Origin of the sequence: Micromonospora zhanjiangensis (assembly GCF_042650605.1) — a bacterium.
Lineage (GTDB): Bacteria > Actinomycetota > Actinomycetes > Mycobacteriales > Micromonosporaceae > Micromonospora_J > Micromonospora_J zhanjiangensis.
Genome location: NZ_JBHSBN010000009.1, coordinates 206,923 through 224,525, shown reverse-complemented (window position 1 = coordinate 224,525; position 17,603 = coordinate 206,923). Strand labels below are relative to the sequence as shown.

5 protein-coding genes are annotated in these 17,603 nt (G+C 73.2%); 4 read left to right on the top strand and 1 reads right to left on the bottom strand.

Annotated features, from left to right (window positions below):
* Positions 1–4,660: beta-ketoacyl synthase N-terminal-like domain-containing protein (locus ACFOX0_RS16145; protein ID WP_377546344.1), on the bottom strand; the 4,660-nt coding region annotated here is incomplete at its 3' end.
* Between the two features lie 486 nt (positions 4,661–5,146).
* On the opposite strand from ACFOX0_RS16145, the gene ACFOX0_RS16140 reads away from it, so the two are divergent.
* From ACFOX0_RS16140 to ACFOX0_RS16125, 4 genes are all read left to right on the top strand, one after another.
* A complete protein-coding gene (locus ACFOX0_RS16140) occupies positions 5,147–5,626 on the top strand; it encodes an ester cyclase (protein ID WP_377546342.1) in 480 nt (159 codons plus the stop codon).
* 164 nt (positions 5,627–5,790) lie between these two features.
* A complete protein-coding gene (locus ACFOX0_RS16135; protein ID WP_377546340.1) occupies positions 5,791–8,349 on the top strand; it encodes an acyltransferase domain-containing protein in 2,559 nt (852 codons plus the stop codon).
* Positions 8,346–14,723: an amino acid adenylation domain-containing protein gene (locus ACFOX0_RS16130; RefSeq protein ID WP_377546337.1), complete on the top strand. Its 6,378-nt coding sequence runs from the start codon at positions 8,346–8,348 to the stop codon at positions 14,721–14,723. Before ACFOX0_RS16135 ends, ACFOX0_RS16130 begins: the two co-directional genes overlap by 4 nt.
* Positions 14,716–17,601 carry a type I polyketide synthase gene (locus ACFOX0_RS16125; RefSeq protein ID WP_377546335.1) on the top strand — a complete coding sequence of 962 codons (2,886 nt, stop codon included), beginning with the start codon at positions 14,716–14,718 and terminating at the stop codon, positions 17,599–17,601. Before ACFOX0_RS16130 ends, ACFOX0_RS16125 begins: the two co-directional genes overlap by 8 nt.
* The last annotated feature ends 2 nt before the right edge of the window (positions 17,602–17,603 follow it).

Below are 17,603 nucleotides of genomic sequence, written 5' to 3'. Positions count from 1 at the left end.
TGTCGTTGGTGGTCATGGCGGTGCGTAGTTCGGGGTTGAAGTGGGTGAGGATCTGGTTGAGGTGGTGGGTGAAGGTGGGGTGGGTGATGTGGTGCATGTTGGGGTGTTGGGCGCCTTGGCCGGTGAAGAGGATGGCGAGTTTTCCGCGTGTGGTGCCGGTGGTGTATTGGTTGTGGCGTAGGTCGGTGGGGGTGGTGATGGCGCGGTGGGTGAAGGTGGTGCGGGTGGCGAGTTGTCCGGCGAGTCCGGTTTCGTTGTTGTGGTGTAGGTAGTTGGCGAGGTTGTGGGCGTAGGCGTGTAGTGCTGTCTCGGTTTTGGCGCTGAAGGCCAGCACTTGGCGCTGTCGCACGGCACCGCGGGTGAGGGCCTGGGAGTCCGGGGTGGTGTCGATCGGTTGTGTGGTGGGTGCTTCTTCGAGGATGAGGTGGGCGTTGGTGCCGCTGATGCCGAAGGACGAGATGCCCGCCCGGCGTTTGACGGACCCGGTCGGCCAGGGCTGGGGCTCGGTCAGGAGCGCGAGAGCGTTGTCGTTCCAGTCGATGTGGCTGGTTGGCGTGTCGACGTGCAGGGTTTGGGGTAGTTGCTGGTTTTGCAGGGCGAGGGTCATCTTGATGACTCCGGCGACTCCGGCGGCGGCTTGGGTGTGCCCGATGTTCGACTTGAGGGAGCCGAGCCACAGCGGCCGCTGGCGGCCCGTGCCGTACGCATCCGTCAGTGCTTGGGCTTCGATGGGGTCGCCGAGTCGGGTGCCGGTGCCGTGGGCCTCGACGGCGTCGATGTCGTCGGGTGACAGACCCGCGTTGGCCAGCGCCTGCTGGATGACGCGTTGTTGGGCGGGGCCGTTGGGTGCGGTGAGTCCGTTGGAGGCGCCGTCCTGGTTGATCGCGGTGCCGCGGATGACGGCGAGGATCGGGTGGCCGTTGGCTTGGGCGTCGGACAGCTTCTCCAGCAGCAGCATGCCGGCGCCTTCGGCCCAGCCGGTGCCGTCGGCGTCGTCGGCGAACGCCTTGCACCGGCCGTCGACGGACAGACCCCGCTGCCGCGAGAACTCCAGGAACATGCCGGGGGTGGCCATCACCATCGCCCCGCCCGCCAGGGCGAGATCGCATTCTCCGCTGCGCAGCGACTGGGCGGCGAGGTGGATCGCGACCAGCGACGACGAGCAGGCGGTGTCCAGGGTGACGGCCGGGCCCTCCAGACCGAGGGTGTACGCCACCCGGCCCGACGCCACACTGACACTCGTCCCGGTCAACAGATACCCCTCCACGCCCGGCCCGGCGTTGGCCAGTCTCGGGCCGTAGTCGGCGGCGGTCGCCCCGACGAACACCCCGGTCGAGGACCCGCGCAGGGCGGTGGCGTCGATGCCGGCGCGTTCGAGGGTTTCCCAGCTGGTTTCCAGGAGGAGGCGTTGCTGGGGGTCGGTGGCGAGGGCTTCGCGGGGGCTCATGCCGAAGAAGTTGGGGTCGAACTGGTCGGCGTCGTGCAGGAAGCCGCCGTGGCGGGTGTAGCTGGTGCCGAAGTGTTCGGGGTCGGGGTGGTAGAGGGTGTCGAGGTCCCAGCCGCGGTTGGTGGGGAAGTCGCCGATGGCGTCGCGGCCGTCGGCGAGCATCTGCCACAGCTGTTCGGGGGTGGACACGCCGCCGGGTAGCCGGCAGGCCATGCCGACGATCGCGATCGGCTCGTCGGGCATGCCGGCCACAGGTGTGCGTGCGCGGGTGGCGGCGGCGCCGGTGAGGTGGTCCAGGAGCAGCTGCGGGGTCGGGTAGTCGTAGATGAGGCCGGCCGGGAGGGAGGCACCGGTGTCGGCGACGAGGAGGTTGCGCAGTTCGACACCGGACAGCGACTCGAAGCCGAGATCCTTGAAGCTCCGGTCCAGGTCCACAGTAGCCGGATCGTCGTGGCCGAGGATCTGCGCGGCCGCCGCCCGGATGATCCGGGCCAGTTCCGGCCGGCCGAGGGTGCCCGGCCGGGTGGCCGGCGATTCGGCCGGGCCGGTGTCGGCTGCCGGTACGCCGGTGGTGGGTGCCGGGCGCCGGGTTCCGCTCCCGGGCCGTACCCAGTGGCGTTTGCGCTGGAAGGCGTAGGTGGGAAGGTCGATCCGGCGGCCGGGACCGCCGAGGAGAGCGGTCCAGTCGAGCTCTGTGCCCCGGACGTGGAGGCCGGCGGCCGCCGCCACGACGGTGCGGATCTCGTCCTGGTCGCGGCGGCGGGCCGCGGCGACGACGATGCCGGTGTCGGTCAGGACGGCCGCGGCCATCGCGGTCAGGGCGGCGTCCGGTCCGATCTCCACCATGTCGGTCACACCGCCGGCGGCGATCGCGGCGACACCGTCGCTGAACCGCACCGTCTCCCGGACGTGCCGGACCCAGTAACCGGGCCGGCGGATCTCGCCGGGGTCGGCCACCGTACCGGTCAGGTTCGAGATCAGGGTGCGCTCCGGCGCGGCATAGGAGATGCTCTCGGCCACCTCGCGGAACGCGTCGAGCATCGGATCCATCAGCGCCGAGTGGAAGGCGTGGCTGACCCGGAGCCGGTGGGTGCGCCGACCCTGCCCGTCGAGCAGCCGGACCACCTCGTCGACGGCGTCCCGGCTGCCGGAGAGGACGACCGAGGTGGGGCCGTTGACCGCGGCGAGGCTCACCGCGGACTCGTGTCCGGCCAGGTAGGGCTGCACGTCCTCGGCGGACGCCTCGACCGCGACCATGGCGCCGCCGGTGGGTAGTGCCTGCATGAGCCGGCCCCGGGCCGCGACCAGCCGGACGGCGTCGGGCAGGGAGAAGACTCCGGCGACGTGCGCCGCGGCGATCTCGCCGATCGAGTGGCCGGCCAGGATTCCGGGCCGTACGCCCCACGACTCCAGCAGCCGGGCCATGGCCACCTCGAAGGAGAAGAGCGCGGCCTGGGTGAACAAGGTCTCGTGCAGCCGGGAGTCGTCGGCGGCGAACATGATGTCGCGCAGCGCGACCCCGAATTCGGCGTCGAACCCGGCACACGCCTCGTCCAGCGCGGCGGCGAACACCGGGAAACGGGCGTGCAGATCCGCGCCCATCCGGTGCTGCTGGCTGCCCTGCCCGGTGAAGAGGAACGCCACGCGTGGCCCGTTTCCGGTCAGCACGCGGCCGGTCACGACATCGGCGGACCGGCGGCCCTCAGCGAGCGCGGTCAACGCGGCACGAGGGTCGCCGTCACCGAGGACGACGGCGCGGTCCTCGAACGCGGTGCGCGTGGTGGCCAGCGCGTGGGCGACGTCCCGGCGGTCGATGCCGGGACGGTCGGCCCAAAGGCGGCTGAGCTGCCCGGACTGTGCGCGGAGGGCGTCCGTGCCCCGCCCGGAAATCGGCAACGGGAACGGACCGGCGGACGAAGTTACCGATGAGTTCGATCCCGCCATCTGGGCGGGCAGGCCGGAAATGATTACATGGCAGTTGGTGCCGCCCATGCCGAAGGAACTGACACCGGCAATCAGTGGTCCCCGTTCCGGTGGCCAGAGAAACCTCTCCGTGTTAACCAAAACGTTATATTCGCTAAACGGAATCGACGGATTTGGGTGCGCGAAGTTCAGCTGGGCCGGCAGCGTTGAGTGTTGCACACTCAGAACCGCTTTCAATAGCCCGGCGATGCCCGCGGCACCCTCGAGGTGTCCAATATTCGTCTTTATCGAGCCGATCAGAAGGGGCTCGGCGGGCGGGCGATGGCGGCCGTATGTGGCGCCCAGAGCGGCAGCTTCAATCGGATCACCAACTTTTGTTCCCGTGCCGTGCGTCTCGACGTAACCAACCTGACCCGGGTCGATTTCGGCGCGCTTCCACGCCGCGCGGATGACATCCTCTTGAGCTGTCTGGTCAGGGATGGTGAGGCCGTCGGTCGAGCCGTCATTGTTGACCGCGCTACCCCAAATTACCGAGTAGATCCGGTCGCCGTCGGAGAGCGCGCGTTCCAGCGGCTTGAGCATCATCATGACGCCGCCCTCGCCGCGCACGTACCCGTTGGCGCGGGCGTCGAAGGTGTAGCACTCGCCGTCCGGTGAGAGGCCGCCGAACCGGGCGGCGGCCAGGGTGCTCTCTGGCGCGAGCAGCAGGTTGACCCCACCGGTCAGGGCGAGATCGCACTCGCCGCGCGCCAGGCCCTCGACGGCCAGGTGCACGGCGACCAGAGACGACGACTGGGCCGAGTCGACGGTCAGGCTGGGGCCCCGCAGGCCGAGCGTGTAGGACAGCCGGTTGGCGATGATCCCCCTGGTCAGACCGGCCACGGTGTGGGGTGTGACGGCGTCCGGCCCCTGGTCGTGCACCACTGTCGCGTAGTCGCCGGCCATCGTGCCCAGGTAGACCCCGGTGCGGCTGCCGGCCAGGGTGGCGGGCCGGACGCCGGCGTTTTCCAGGGCCTCCCAGCCCAGCTCGAGAGCGAGTCGCTGCTGGGGGTCGAGCATGTCGGCTTCGCGTGGGGAGATGCCGAAGAAGGCCGCGTCGAAGGCGGCCGGATCGGCGATGAACCCGCCGCGGCGGGTGGGCGGAAGACGGTCCGGATCGATCGGTGCGGCGGGCGCCCACCGGTCGGCCGGCCAGTCGGAAATGCCACTGGCACCGCCCTCGAGCAGGGCCCACAGCGCCGGCACGTCCGGTGCCTGGGGGAGTCGGCAGGCAAGGCCGACTACCGCCACCGCGGAATCGTGGTCACCATTCATCGCACTGGCTCCTGTCCCCGAAACCATTTGCCAAAGGTTTCGCCATGGCCGATGGAAGGCCGGGTCCGGAACAGAAAGGCTGAATTCACCGTTTGGTGGCAGTGCTGCAGTCCATCTGCCGCCGCGTAAAGGTCCCCGAACCTTTCGCCGCACTTGTCGATCGCCGACTCTACGGCGTAGGACAGCTAGCCCGTATGCCCGGTCAATGTGATGCTCATCACATTGATGAGGGCGGTGCGTCGTGCTAGACCAACCATGTCAAATTCCTTCGCGGTGCCGCCGCATTCCGGCGGCAAAAACAATTGAAACCGCAAGTATCGTGTTCGTTCTGCGAAGTACGTGCAGGACCTGCCGCAATGAGGCGGTCATGCCCGGTTTGGTACCTAACCGGCAGCCGATCGCGCCGCCCCTGAATCGGGGTGAACAGTTAATCGACCGTTCTCAATTAGATGAGGTGGAATCATGGGGGAAGACCGTTCCGTCTGCGAGAAAGTGCTCGCGGTCTACGTCGAGGAAGTGCTCAACAAGGGGAACATCGACCGCCTGGGTGAGTTCATCCACCCGGACTTCATCACGCACACCGACGAGTCGGCGCTGAAGCTCGACGCCACCGGTGACGACCTCGAGGGCATCCGGGCCGGCATCACCGAGCTGCGGGAGAAGCTGCAGCCGGTGTACACCGCGACCGTCGTGCGCTGGGAGGACGACACCGTCCACCTGGCGTGGACGATGGCCGGGGTGCACGTCGGCCCGATGATGGGCTTCGCGCCGACCGGCAAGCGGTTCAAGGTGAGTTACACCAGCTGGTGCCGCTTCCAGGACGGCAAGGCCATCGAGGCCAAGGGCGAGTGGGACCCGGAGCAGACCCTCGCCGAGATCCGCCGTCAGATCGACGCCCAGCTCGCCGAGGACGCGGCGGCCGCCACGGGCGCCGTCGCCTGACAGCAGTCCGCCGGCCACCGGGCCGGCGCGACGCGTGACGGCGGCCGCCGCTCGGCGGCCGCGATGCCGGCCGAGCGCCGGTGAAACACCTCGACAGCACCGGGCCGCGGGCCGCCGTGCCCACGGCGTCCCGGTCCGGCTGCTGCCCACGGAAGGAATGACACGTGCGCGGGGGAATCAGCGAACGATCCGGCAACGGCACCGCTGTGCTGCTGCCGGTCTCCGGCGACGACCCACGGTCGCTGGTGGAACTGGCCGACTACTACCGGGCGCTGCTCGACCGGGGCGGCGCCGACCTCGGTGACCTCGCCTACACCGCGGGAGCGCTGCGGCCACACGGCCGCCGGCGCCGGGCCCAGGTGGTCACCGATGTGCCGCAGGCCCGGGAATGGCTCGCCGGCCTGGCCTCCGAGAGCACCGCCGACAGCGGCACACCGGGACCGGTCGCGCTGGTCTTCTCCGGGCAGGGCAACCAATGGCCCGGAATGGGCCGGGGCCTGTACGCCTCCGAGCCGGTGGCCCGCGACCTCCTCGACGAATGCGACGACCTGCTGCGCGCCATCAGCGGCTGGTCCCTGCTGGAGGTGCTGGCCGCCCTGTCGCCGGACGGCCGGATCAACGACCCCGCCGTGCTGCAGCCGGTCCTGGTCGCCCTGCAGGTCGCGGTCGCCCGGCAGCTGGCCCACTGGGGGCTGAACGCCGGCGCGTACGTGGGGCACAGCCTCGGTGAGATCGCCGCCGCGGCCGCCGCCGGAGCGCTGCCGCTCGCTGACGCCCTGCGCCTGGCCGGCCTGCGCGGAGCGCTGATGCGCTCGGCCGACGGAACCGGGCGTACCGCGCTGCTCGGTGTCCCCGCCGACGAGGCCGCCGACCGGATCGTCGCGGCCGGTGGCGACGCCGAGATCGCCGGCTGGAACGGCCCCGCCTCGACCCTCGTCGCCGGCGGCGAGCAGACCGTCACCGAGCTGGTACGGCAACTGTCCGCCGAGGAACACTTCGCCCGGATGCTGCCCGGCGACATCGCCTTCCACAGCAGCCGGATGGACGCCACCGCCGCCGAGCTGGGCCGGCAGGCGGACTTCCTGCACCCGCGGGCGATCGGTGCGCTGTTCGTCTCCACCGTCACCGGCACCGAGGTATCGGCGACCGAGCTGGACGCCGCCTACTGGGCCCTGAACGTGGCCCGGCCGGTGATGTTCCGGCAGGCCGTCGACGAGCTCGCGGCCCGCGGTTACCGCACCTTCGTCGAGGTCGGCCCGCACCCCACGCTCACCCCCTCCCTGATCGACTGCCTGGCCCGCTCCGCCGGGCCGGCCGCCGCCTCGCTCGTCGTGCCGACGCTGCGTCGCGACGGCGACGAACGGGCCGACCTGCTGACCACCGCGGCCCGTCTCTACGAGGCGGGCCACGCACTCGACTTCTCCGCCCTGGCGGTGCCCGGCCGACGGGCCGTGACACTGGACCCGCCGGCCGCGGCCCGCCCCGCCCCGGCCGGGCCCACGTCCGGGCTGCGACTGTGGCGGGCGGCGCCGGCGCGCCGGGCCGAACCCGGCCGGCTGGCCTGGCAGGGCACGCCGCTGGCGTCGTTCGCGCTGGCCGCGCACACCGCGCTCGGTGCGCTCGTGCCGGCCGGCGACTCCCGCCGGATCACCGTGCGGCTGGAGGTCGGCGCCCGGCTGACCGCGCCCGACGAGAGCTACGTGGCCGTCCCGACCGGTGAGAAGACCGTCGACGTACGGCTCGGCTCGGCCGGCACCTGGACGACACAGGCCACCGCCCGGCTCGACGACGCGACCGACGGCTGTGACCGGATGGACGTCGCGGCGCTGCGGGCACGCTGCGGGCCGGACCGGTCGGCCGACACGGCGTACGGCCATCTGGTCGCCCTGGGTCTGACCTCGCGCTCGCGGCCGGCCGCCCGGATCGCCGACGGCCCGCACGGTGAGCTGCTGATCGACCTGCGCCCGGCGCCCGCCGGCACCGCCCGCTCGCTGGTGGACCTGATGCTGCACGGCGCGGTCCTCGCCGCCGCCGGCCCGCACCAGGTGTTCCTGCCGTTCGAGTGCGCCGCCCTGTACGCTCCCCGCGACACCGAGCGGATCCCGGCCCGCTGGCTGCACCTGGGCCGTCCGGAGACCCGCGACGACGGCCTGCCGGCCCGCCCCGCCATGGTGCTCGCCGAGGACGGCCGGGTCCTGGCCGAGGCCGGCCGTCTGGTGCTGCAGCCGGTCACCGCCGACGTGCTCGCCGAACTCGCCCGGCAGGAGAACACCGCCACCGGTGCGGCCGGCGACCCCTCCGCCCTGGCGGCGCTCGCCGCCATGGACGCCGCCGACCGGATCGTGGCCGTCACCGAGCTGGTACGGACCGCGGTCGCGCGGGTTCTGCGAATTCCGGCCGGCCGGGTCGACACCACCCGGTCGCTCAACCACCTCGGCGTCGACTCGATCATGGGCCTGGAACTGCAACGCCGGCTCGAGGCGGACCTGCACACCGAGATCAAGGTGGTGCAACTGCTGCGCGGCGACAACATCGACGACCTCGCCGCGGATCTCAGCCGCCGTGTCGGTGAGACCGGCTCCGCCGAGCCCGGCCCGGGTCTGCCCGATCTCGACGACCCGCGCGCCGTCGAACGTCTTCTGGCCACGATGGACGACCTCTCCGGGGACGACGTCGACGCCCTGCTCGAACGCCTCGCCGAGACCTCGGGAGACCTCTCGTGACCGTCGACACCGTCGACACCGTCGCCGCGGACCGGCGCGAACTTCTGCGCGAGATGCTGCGCGCCCGGGCCGCCCGGGCCGACGCCGGACAGCCCGTCTCCGCCGGACAGCGGGCCCTGTGGCTCTTCGACCAGCTGCATCCGGGCAGTCCCGCCTACCACCTCGCCGGCGCCGCCCGCATCGAGGGACCGCTGGACATCGACGCCATGCGGACCGCGTTCCAGCGGGTCCTGGACCGCCACCCGGCGCTGCGCACCACCCTCGCCCTGGCCGACGGCGAGCTGCGGCAGCGGGTGCACGCCACGATGGCCGCCGACTTCACCGTCGCCGACCTCACCGGCCTCGACCCGGCCGGGATCGACGCCGCGGTCCTGGAGTTCACCGAGAAGCCGTTCGACATGGCCGCCGACCCGATGCTGCGCGCCCGGATCGGCCGCCTCGACGACGGCACCCACCTGCTCCTGCTGGCCTCCCACCACATCGCCACCGATCTGTGGTCGTTCGGGCTGCTGGCCGAGGACCTCGGCCGGTTCTACGCGGGCGCCACCGAGCAGCGGCCACCCGCCGCCGGCTACCTCGACTACGTGCGCCGCCAGCAGCAGTGGCTGGACGGACCGGAGGCGGTGGCCGCGGCCGCGTACTGGGCCGACCGGCTCGGCGGCGAGGTCACCCGCCTGAACCTGCCCACCGACCGGCCCCGCCCGGCGCGCCCGTCCCACCGTGCCGCCGCCTGCTCGTTCACCCTCGACCGGGAACTGACCTCCGCCCTGCGCGAGACCGCCCGCCGGTACGGCTGCACCCCGTACATGTCGCTGCTCGCCGTCTTCAGCCTGCTGATGTCGCGGTACAGCGGCCAGCGCGACGTGTGGATCGGCACCGCCACCGCCAACCGTGACCAGGCGGCCTTCCGTGACGTGGTCGGCTACTTCGCCAACATGAGCGCCATCCGGACCGGCGTGCGGCCCGGCGACACGTTCGGTGACCTGCTGAGCCGGGTCCGCGAGTCCGTGCTCGGCGCCATGAGCCACCAGGACTACCCGTTCCCGCTGGTCCTGCAGCAGACCGCGGAGTCGCGTGCCGACGGCGCCACCGTCCTGTTCGACGTCGCGTTCCACTACGAGACCGTGGTCGCCGACGCCGGGCGTGGCCTGTCACTGCTCGGCACCGGCTTCACCGACCTGCGCATCCCGGTCGGTGACATCGTGCTGCGCCCCTACGAGGTGCCGGCCCACGGCAGTGAGCACGACCTGGCGTTGTTCGTCGAAGAAGTCGACGGCGTCTCGTACTGCTCGCTGCGCTACGCCGTCGACCTGTTCGACGCCGGCACCGCCGAGCGGATGGCCGGTCATCTCCAGGTCCTGGCCCGCGCCTGCGCGGCCCGCCCGGCCGACGACACCGGCCTGCTGCCGCTGCTGCCCGGCGCCGAACGCGACCTCGTGCTGCGCGGCTGGAACCGGCCGGACGACGGCATCGCCGGGCCCGGCGACTGCGTCCACCATCTGATCGAGGCCCAGGCGCGCCGTGACCCGGATCGGATCGCGGTGGTCGGCGGCGACCGGAGCCTGACCTACCGGGAGCTGATCGACGAGTCGCGCCGGCTCGCCGCAGTGCTGCGGGGCCACGGAGTGGGACCCGAGGTCAAGGTCGGCCTCAGCGTCGACGGCCGGGCCGACCTGCTCGTCGGCATGCTCGGCACGATGATGGCCGGCGGCGCCTACGTCCCGATGGACCCCGGCTACCCGCCGAGACGGCTGGAGTACATGATGGCCGACTCGGCCGTCGCGTTGCTGCTCACCACCGCCGACCTGGCCGCCCGGCTGCCGGTCGGCGATGTGCCGGTGCTGTTGCTCGAGGAGCCGCACGAGGTGCCCGCCACACTGCCGGACGTCCCCGAGCCCACCGGCGCCAACCTCGCCTACGTCATCTACACCTCCGGCTCCACCGGCCGGCCCAAGGGCGTCATGGTGGAACACCGCGGTGTGGTGGACCTGGACCTCGCCCACCGGCAGGGCTTCGACCCCGACCCGGAACGCCGGATCCTGCAGAACTCCTCGATCAGCTTCGACGTCAGCACCTGGGAATACGTCATGGCGCTCACCACCGGCGCCACCCTGTACGTGCTGCCGCGCGCCCAGCTGCGCCCCGGGCCGCCGCTGGTCGACACGATCCGCCGGCACGCCATCACCGGCCTGTGCGCCACCCCCTCGGTGCTGGCCACCCTCGACCCCGCCGAGCTGCCCACCGTCACCGAGCTGACCTCGGTCGGCGAGGCGATCTCGGCCGAGATCGTCCGCACCTGGGCGCCGGGCCGGCGCATCGTCAACGCCTACGGCCCCACCGAGATCACCGTGTTCTGCACAGTGGAGCACTGCGTGCCCGACGGGCGCACCCCGGCGGTCGGCCGGCCGGTCGCCGGCACCGAGCTCTACGTCCTCGACGAGTACCTGGAGCCGGTCCCGATCGGCGTGGTCGGCGAGCTCTACGTCGGCGGCACCGGCGTCACCCGCGGCTACCAGGGCCGGCCCGACCTGACCGCCGACCGGTTCGTGCCGCACCCGTACTCGGACAGACCCGGCGCCCGCCTCTACAAGACCGGCGACCGGGTCCGCTACGGCGTCGACGGGCGGCTGCACTACCTGGGCCGCAACGACCACCAGGTCAAGATCCGCGGGGTACGCACCGAGCCGGGCGAGGTCCAGGCCGCGCTCACCGACCATCCGGGCGTGCACGAGGCCGTCGTCCTGGCCCGCCCCGCGCCGAGCGGGGAGCTGCGGCTGCTCGGTTACGTCGTGCCGGACCGCGGCTACGACGGCCCGGTCACCCCGGCCGGCCTGCGCGACTGGCTCGCCGAGCGGCTGATGCCGAACATGGTCCCGTCGTTCGTGACCGTGCTGGACGCCTTCCCGCTCAACCCCAACGGCAAGGCCGACCGCGATCTGCTGCCCGACCCGGAGGTCGGCGGGGCGGCGGACACGACGGCCACACCGCTGGGCTCCGAGCAGGAGCGGCAGATCGCCGAGATCTGGCAGGAGGTGCTGGGCGTACCGGCGGTCGGGCCCGACGACGACTTCTTCGATCTGGGCGGCCACTCGCTGCTGGCCACCCGCCTGGTCGCGCGGATCCGCGAGCGCTGCCACGCCGACCTGCACCTGCACGAGATCTTCGACGCGCCGACCGTACGCGGCCTGGCCGATCTGGTGCGGCGGCGGGCCGGCGCGGGAGCCGGCGACGGCATCCCGCGGCTGCCCCGCGACCCGGCCGGCATGGCGCTGTCCTTCGCCCAGCAGCGGCTGTGGTTCATGGAGCAGCTGCGCCCCGGTGACCAGGCCTACCGGCTCTCCGGCGAGCTGCGGTTCACCGGCGACCTCGACGTCACCCGCCTGCGGGCCGCGCTGGCCACCGTGGTCGGCCGGCACGAGATCCTGCGCACCCGGTACGTGCTGGTGGACGGCGCACCGCGGCAGATCGTCACCGACGGTGATCCCGAGCCGCTGCCGCTGACCGACCTGACCACGCTGCCGGACTCCGAGCGGGACAGCGAACTCGACCGGATCCGGACCGTGTTCGACACCGAGCCGTTCGACCTGACCCGCGGCCCGGCCCGGGCCCACCTGCTGCGGACCGCCGCCGACCGGTACGTGGCACTGCTGGCCGTGCATCACATCGCGGCCGACGGCTGGTCGATGCGGGTGCTGGTTCGCGAGCTGCTCGCCGAGTACCGGGCGGCCGGGTCCACGCCGGCGCCGGCCGTCCAGTACGCGGACTTCGCCGCCTGGCAGCGGGCCCGTCAGGACGCCGAGCCGGGAGCCGCCGGGATCGCGTACTGGGAGTCCCGGCTCGCCGGGGCGCCGCCCACCCTGGACCTGCCCACCGACCACCCCCGCGGCCGGTCCGGTGAGCGCCGCGCCGGCCGGGCCGGCCGGGAGCTCGGCCCCGAGTTGGTCACCGCGCTGGAACAGCTGGCCCGGCCGGCGCACGCCACGCTGTCGATGGTGCTGCTCGCCGCCTACCAGGTGGTGCTGTCGCGGTGGGCCGGCCAGCCGGACGTGGTCGTGGGCATGCCGGTCGCCGGGCGCTCGCGCAGCGACATCGAGGACAGCATCGGCCTGTTCGTCAACACCGTCGTGGTACGCACCGACGCCGCCGGCAACCCCGCCTTCACCGACCTGCTCGGCCGGGTCCGGCAGGCCGCGCTCGGCGCCGACGAACACCAGGACGTGCCGTTCGAGCGGATCGTGGAGCGGCTGGCCCCGGCCCGGGACCTGGACCGCACGCCGATCTTCCAGGTCCTGTTCAACATGATCAACCTGGAGCCGTTCGACGCCACGGTGCCCGGGCTACGACTGGAACTCGCCGAGGCCGAGGACGTGGCGCCGCGCTACGACCTCACCCTGTACGCCAAACCGCACGACCGGGGGCTGACCCTCGACCTGGTCTACGACGCGACCCTGTTCACGCCCGGCACCGCCCGGGAGCTGCTGGAGCAGGTCCACGAGGTCCTGCGGCAGGCCGCCCGGGCGCCGCGGACCCCGATCGACCAGCTCACCATCGGCGCCCGGCCGGTCCCGGCGGCGGCGCCCGCGACGGCTCACGGCACGGTGCCCGAGCCGTTCCTGCGCGTCGCCGCCAGCACACCGCAGCGGCCGGCCCTGGTGTGGGCCGGTGGCACGGTGACCTACGGGCAGCTGGCCCGGGACAGCGCCGGGCTCGCGGCGTGGCTGGCCGCCGGGGAGGTCCGGCCGGGGACGGCGGTGGCCGTACGCGGCGCCCGCCATCCCGGCCTGGTGACGGCCCTGCTCGCGGTGCTGCGCGCCGGGGGTGCGTTCGCCGTCCTCGACCCGGCCCTGCCGGACCGGCGGATCGTCGACCGCGAACGCCTGCTCGGCGCGGTCGCCGACCTGGACGCCGCCCACCTGCCGCGGGTGCCCGGCGCCGACGCCCCCGCGGTCACCGTCACCCCGGACACCCTCGCCCACGTGGCGTTCACGTCCGGCTCCACCGGCGAACCCAAGGCGGTGGCCGCACCGCACGGCCCGCTCGCGCACTTCGCCGCCTGGTACGGCGAGACCTTCGCGGTCGGCCCGGACGACCGGTTCGCGCTCACCTCCGGACTCGGCCACGACCCGTTGCTGCGTGACGTCTTCGTGCCGCTGTCGCTCGGCGCCGGCCTGCACATCCCCGCACCGCGACAGCTCACCGACCCGGCGGCGTACGCCACCTGGCTGGCCGCCGAGCGGATCACCGTGCTGCACCTGACCCCGCCGACGGCACGGATGCTCGCCGGGGCGCCGGCCGGCTGCCTGCCCGACCTGCGGTACGCGTTCTTCGGCGGCGACCGGCTCACCGGCGACGAGGTGGCGATCATGCGCCGGCTGGCGCCCGCGGCCACCGTCGTCAACTTCTACGGCGCCACGGAGACACCGCAGGCCCCGGCATACCACGTGGTCACCGCGACGCAGCCCGGGCAGGCGGTGCCGCTGGGCCGCGGGGTCGGCCCGATGCGCCTGGTCGTCGAACGTCCGGACGGCAGCCCGGCCGGCGTCAACGAGCTGGGCGAGATCGTGGTGCACGGGCCGCACCTGGCCGACGGCTACCTCGGCGATCCGGCCGGGACCGCGGACCGGTTCACCACCGGCCCGGACGGGCGCTCGTACCGGACCGGGGACCTGGGCCGGCTCGGCACCGACGGCGAAATCCGCTTCGCCGGGCGTGCCGACCGGCAGGTCAAGATCCGCGGGTACCGGGTCGAACCGGCCGAGATCGAGTCCTGCCTGCGCACCCATCCGCTGGTCGGGCAGGCCGCCGTCGTGGCGTCCACCGACGGCACGGGCGAGACCACTCTGCTCGGCTTCGTCACCACCACCGCCCCGATCGCGCCGGCCGACCTGCGGGCACACGCCGCCGCGGCGCTCGCCGGCCACCAGATGCCCGCGCGGATCGCGGTGGTCCCGGAGATCCCGCTGACCCCCAACGGCAAGGTCGACACCGGGCGCCTGCTGGCCATCCCCTCCGCCGGGGCGGGCCCGGGTACCCCGGTCACCGGGCCGGAGGCCGCACTGACCGGGCTCTGGGCCCGGCTCCTCGGCGTCGCCCCGGACACCATCGCCCGTACCGACAACTTCTTCGACCTCGGCGGCCACTCGCTGCTGATGGTCGCGATGCGGGCCGCGCTGCACACCGAATTCGGCAGGGACCTGCCGGTCGTCGAACTGTTCCGCCACCCCACCGTGGCCGCACTGGCCCAGGTGCTCGCCACCCCGGACGGCTCCGACACCGGCGGCACCGGCCACGACGACGACAACGCCGACGAGGACCGGGCGCGCCGGCGGGCCGACCGTCGCCGCCGTCTGCGACAGGAGCACCGAAATGCCTGAGCAGGACTGGGACGACGAACGGATCGCGGTGGTCGGCATGGCCTGCCGGGTCCCCGGAGCCGGCGACGTCGACACGCTGTGGGCCAACCTGGTCCGCGGCGCCGACGCCATCGAGCGGCAGCCGGCCGGCCCCGGCGACCCGCCCGGTTACGTCGCGGCGTTCGGCCGGATCGACGCCGTCGAGGACTTCGACGCGGATTTCTTCGGCATGACCGGCCGGGAGGCGGCCTACCTCGACCCGCAGCAGCGGCTGTTCCTGGAGCAGAGCTGGATCGCCCTGGAACACGCCGGCATCGACCCGGACCACTTCGGCGGCCGGATCGGAGTGTGGGGTGGCTGTGGTTTCAACGGCTACCTGCCGCTGCACCTGCTGCCCGGCATCTCCGGCGCCGACGCGCTGCGCGAGTACCCGGCCGAACTGCTGCACGGCAACGACAAGGACTACCTGACCAGCCGGGTCGCGTACCGCCTGGGCCTGAACGGGCCCGCGGTGACCGTGCAGACCGCCTGCTCCACCTCGCTGGTCGCGGTCGCCCAAGCCGCCCAGTCGCTGCTCGACTACCAGTGCGACGCCGCCCTGGCCGGCGGCTCGTCGGTACGCCTGCCCCAGGACTGGGGCTACGTCTACGAGACCGGTGGCATCCAGTCCCCGGACGGGGTGTGCCGGCCGTTCGACGCCGACGCGGCCGGCACCGTCTTCACCAGCGGCGTCGGGGTGGTCGTGCTCAAACGGCTGTCCGACGCGCTGGACGACGGCGACCGGATCCACGCGGTGCTGCTGGCGTCGGCGGTCAACAACGACGGCGCCGGCAAGGTCGGGTTCGCCGCGCCCAGCGCCGACGGGCAGCGTGCCGTGCTGGCCGAGGCCTACCGGACGGCGGGCATCAGCCCCACCACGGTCGGCTACGTCGAGGCGCACGGCACCGGCACCGCGGTCGGTGACCCGATCGAGTTGAGCGCCCTGGACCGGGTGTTCACCGGGGCGGCGCCCGGCTCGATCCCGATCGGGTCGGTGAAGTCCAACCTCGGCCACCTCAACGCGGCCTCGGGTGTGGTGGGCCTGCTCAAGGCGATCCTCGCGGTCCGTGAGGACCTGATCCCGGCGAGCCTGCACTTCCGGCGCCGCAACCCGCACACCGACCCGGGCAGCCCGTTCTCGGTGATCACCGAGGCGCGGCCGTTCACCGGGGACGGGCCGCGGCGTGCCGGGGTCAGCTCCTTCGGCGTCGGCGGCACGAACGCGCACGTCATCGTGGAGCAGCCGCCGCCGTCCGCCACGACCGCGCCCGGCGGCCGGCCGGTGCTGCTGCCGGTCACCGCCCGCAGCCCGGAGGCGCTGGCCGCGGCCCGCACCGGGCTGGCCGCCGAGCTGGCCGGCGTCAGCGCCCTGGATGACGTCGCCTACACGCTGCAGCGTCGCCGCCGGCACTTCGAGCACCGCAGTTTCGTGGTCGCCGACGACGGCGCGGCCGCCGCCGGTGAGCTGGCGCGCGCCGGCGCTGCTGTGACAACCGGGCCGGCCACGGTCGCGCTGCTCTTCCCCGGCCAGGGAACGCAGTACTCCGGCATGGCCGCGGGCCTCTACGCCACCCGCCCGGTCTTCGCCGAAACCCTCGACGAATGCCTGAAACTGCTCGATCCCGCCCTCGGCGCCGAGCTGCGTGACCTGCTGCTCGGCCCGCGCCGGGACGGCACCGATCCGCTGACCCGCACCGACCTCGCCCAGCCGGCCCTGTTCGCCGTCGAGTACGCCCTGGCCCGCTGGTGGGAGTCGGTCGGGGTACGCCCCGCCGCGATGCTCGGCCACTCGGTCGGCGAATGGGTCGCCGCGTGCCTGGCCGGCGTCTTCGACCTGCCGGACGCGCTCGCCCTGGTCGCCGCCCGGGGCCAGCTCATGGCGGGGATGCCGGGCGGCGCCATGCTGGCCGTCGAGGCCGACGAGGACACCGCCCGCTCCCTGGCCCTCCGGCACGGCCTGTCCCTGGCGGCGGTCAACGCCCCCGGCCGGTGTGTGCTGGCCGGGCCGGCCGCGGCGATCGACGAGCTGGCCGCCGAGACCGGCGGGCGCCGCCTGGTCACCTCGCACGCCTTCCACTCCGCGCTGCTCGATCCGATGGTCGAGCCGTTCACCGCCCTGGTCGCGGCGGTGCCGCGGCGCGAACCGGCCGTCCCGTTCCTGTCCGGTCTGACCGGTTCGTGGATCACCCCCGCCGAGGCGGTCGATCCGGCGTACTGGGCGCGGCAGGCACGTTCCGCGGTGCGCTTCGCCGACGGAGTGGCCGCCCTGCTGGCCGCCGGGCAGCCGGTGCTCGTCGAATCGGGTCCGGGCCACACCCTCGGCCGGCTGGCCCGGATGTCCGGTACCGGCGTGGTGACGGCCACCTCGATGCCGGCGGCCGGTGACACCACCACCCCCGCCGAGGTGGCGCTGTTGCGCGGCGCGGGCACGGTGTGGGCGGCCGACGCCGGCCTCGACTGGGCGGCGCTGACACCGGACGCCGGCCGGCGCGTCGCGGCCGGTCTTCCCGGCTACCCGTTCCAGCGGCGCCGGCACTGGATCGACCCGCCCGGCGCCGTACACACCGGGCGGCCGGGCCCGGCGCCCGCCGCCGATCCGGTCCCCACCGCACCCGAACCCGCCGGCACCGGCGACGTGCTGTCGCAGGTCCTGGACCTGTGGCGGGAACTGCTCGGCGACGACACCGTCGCTGCGGCCGCCGACCTGTTCGAACTCGGCGGCGACTCGCTGCTGGCCACCCGTCTGGTCTCCCGCGCCAACCGCATGTTCGGTGTGGATCTGCCGCTGGAGGACCTGCTCGACGACCCCACGCCCACGCGGATGGCACACCTGGTGACGTCCGCACCCGACCGGAAGTGAAC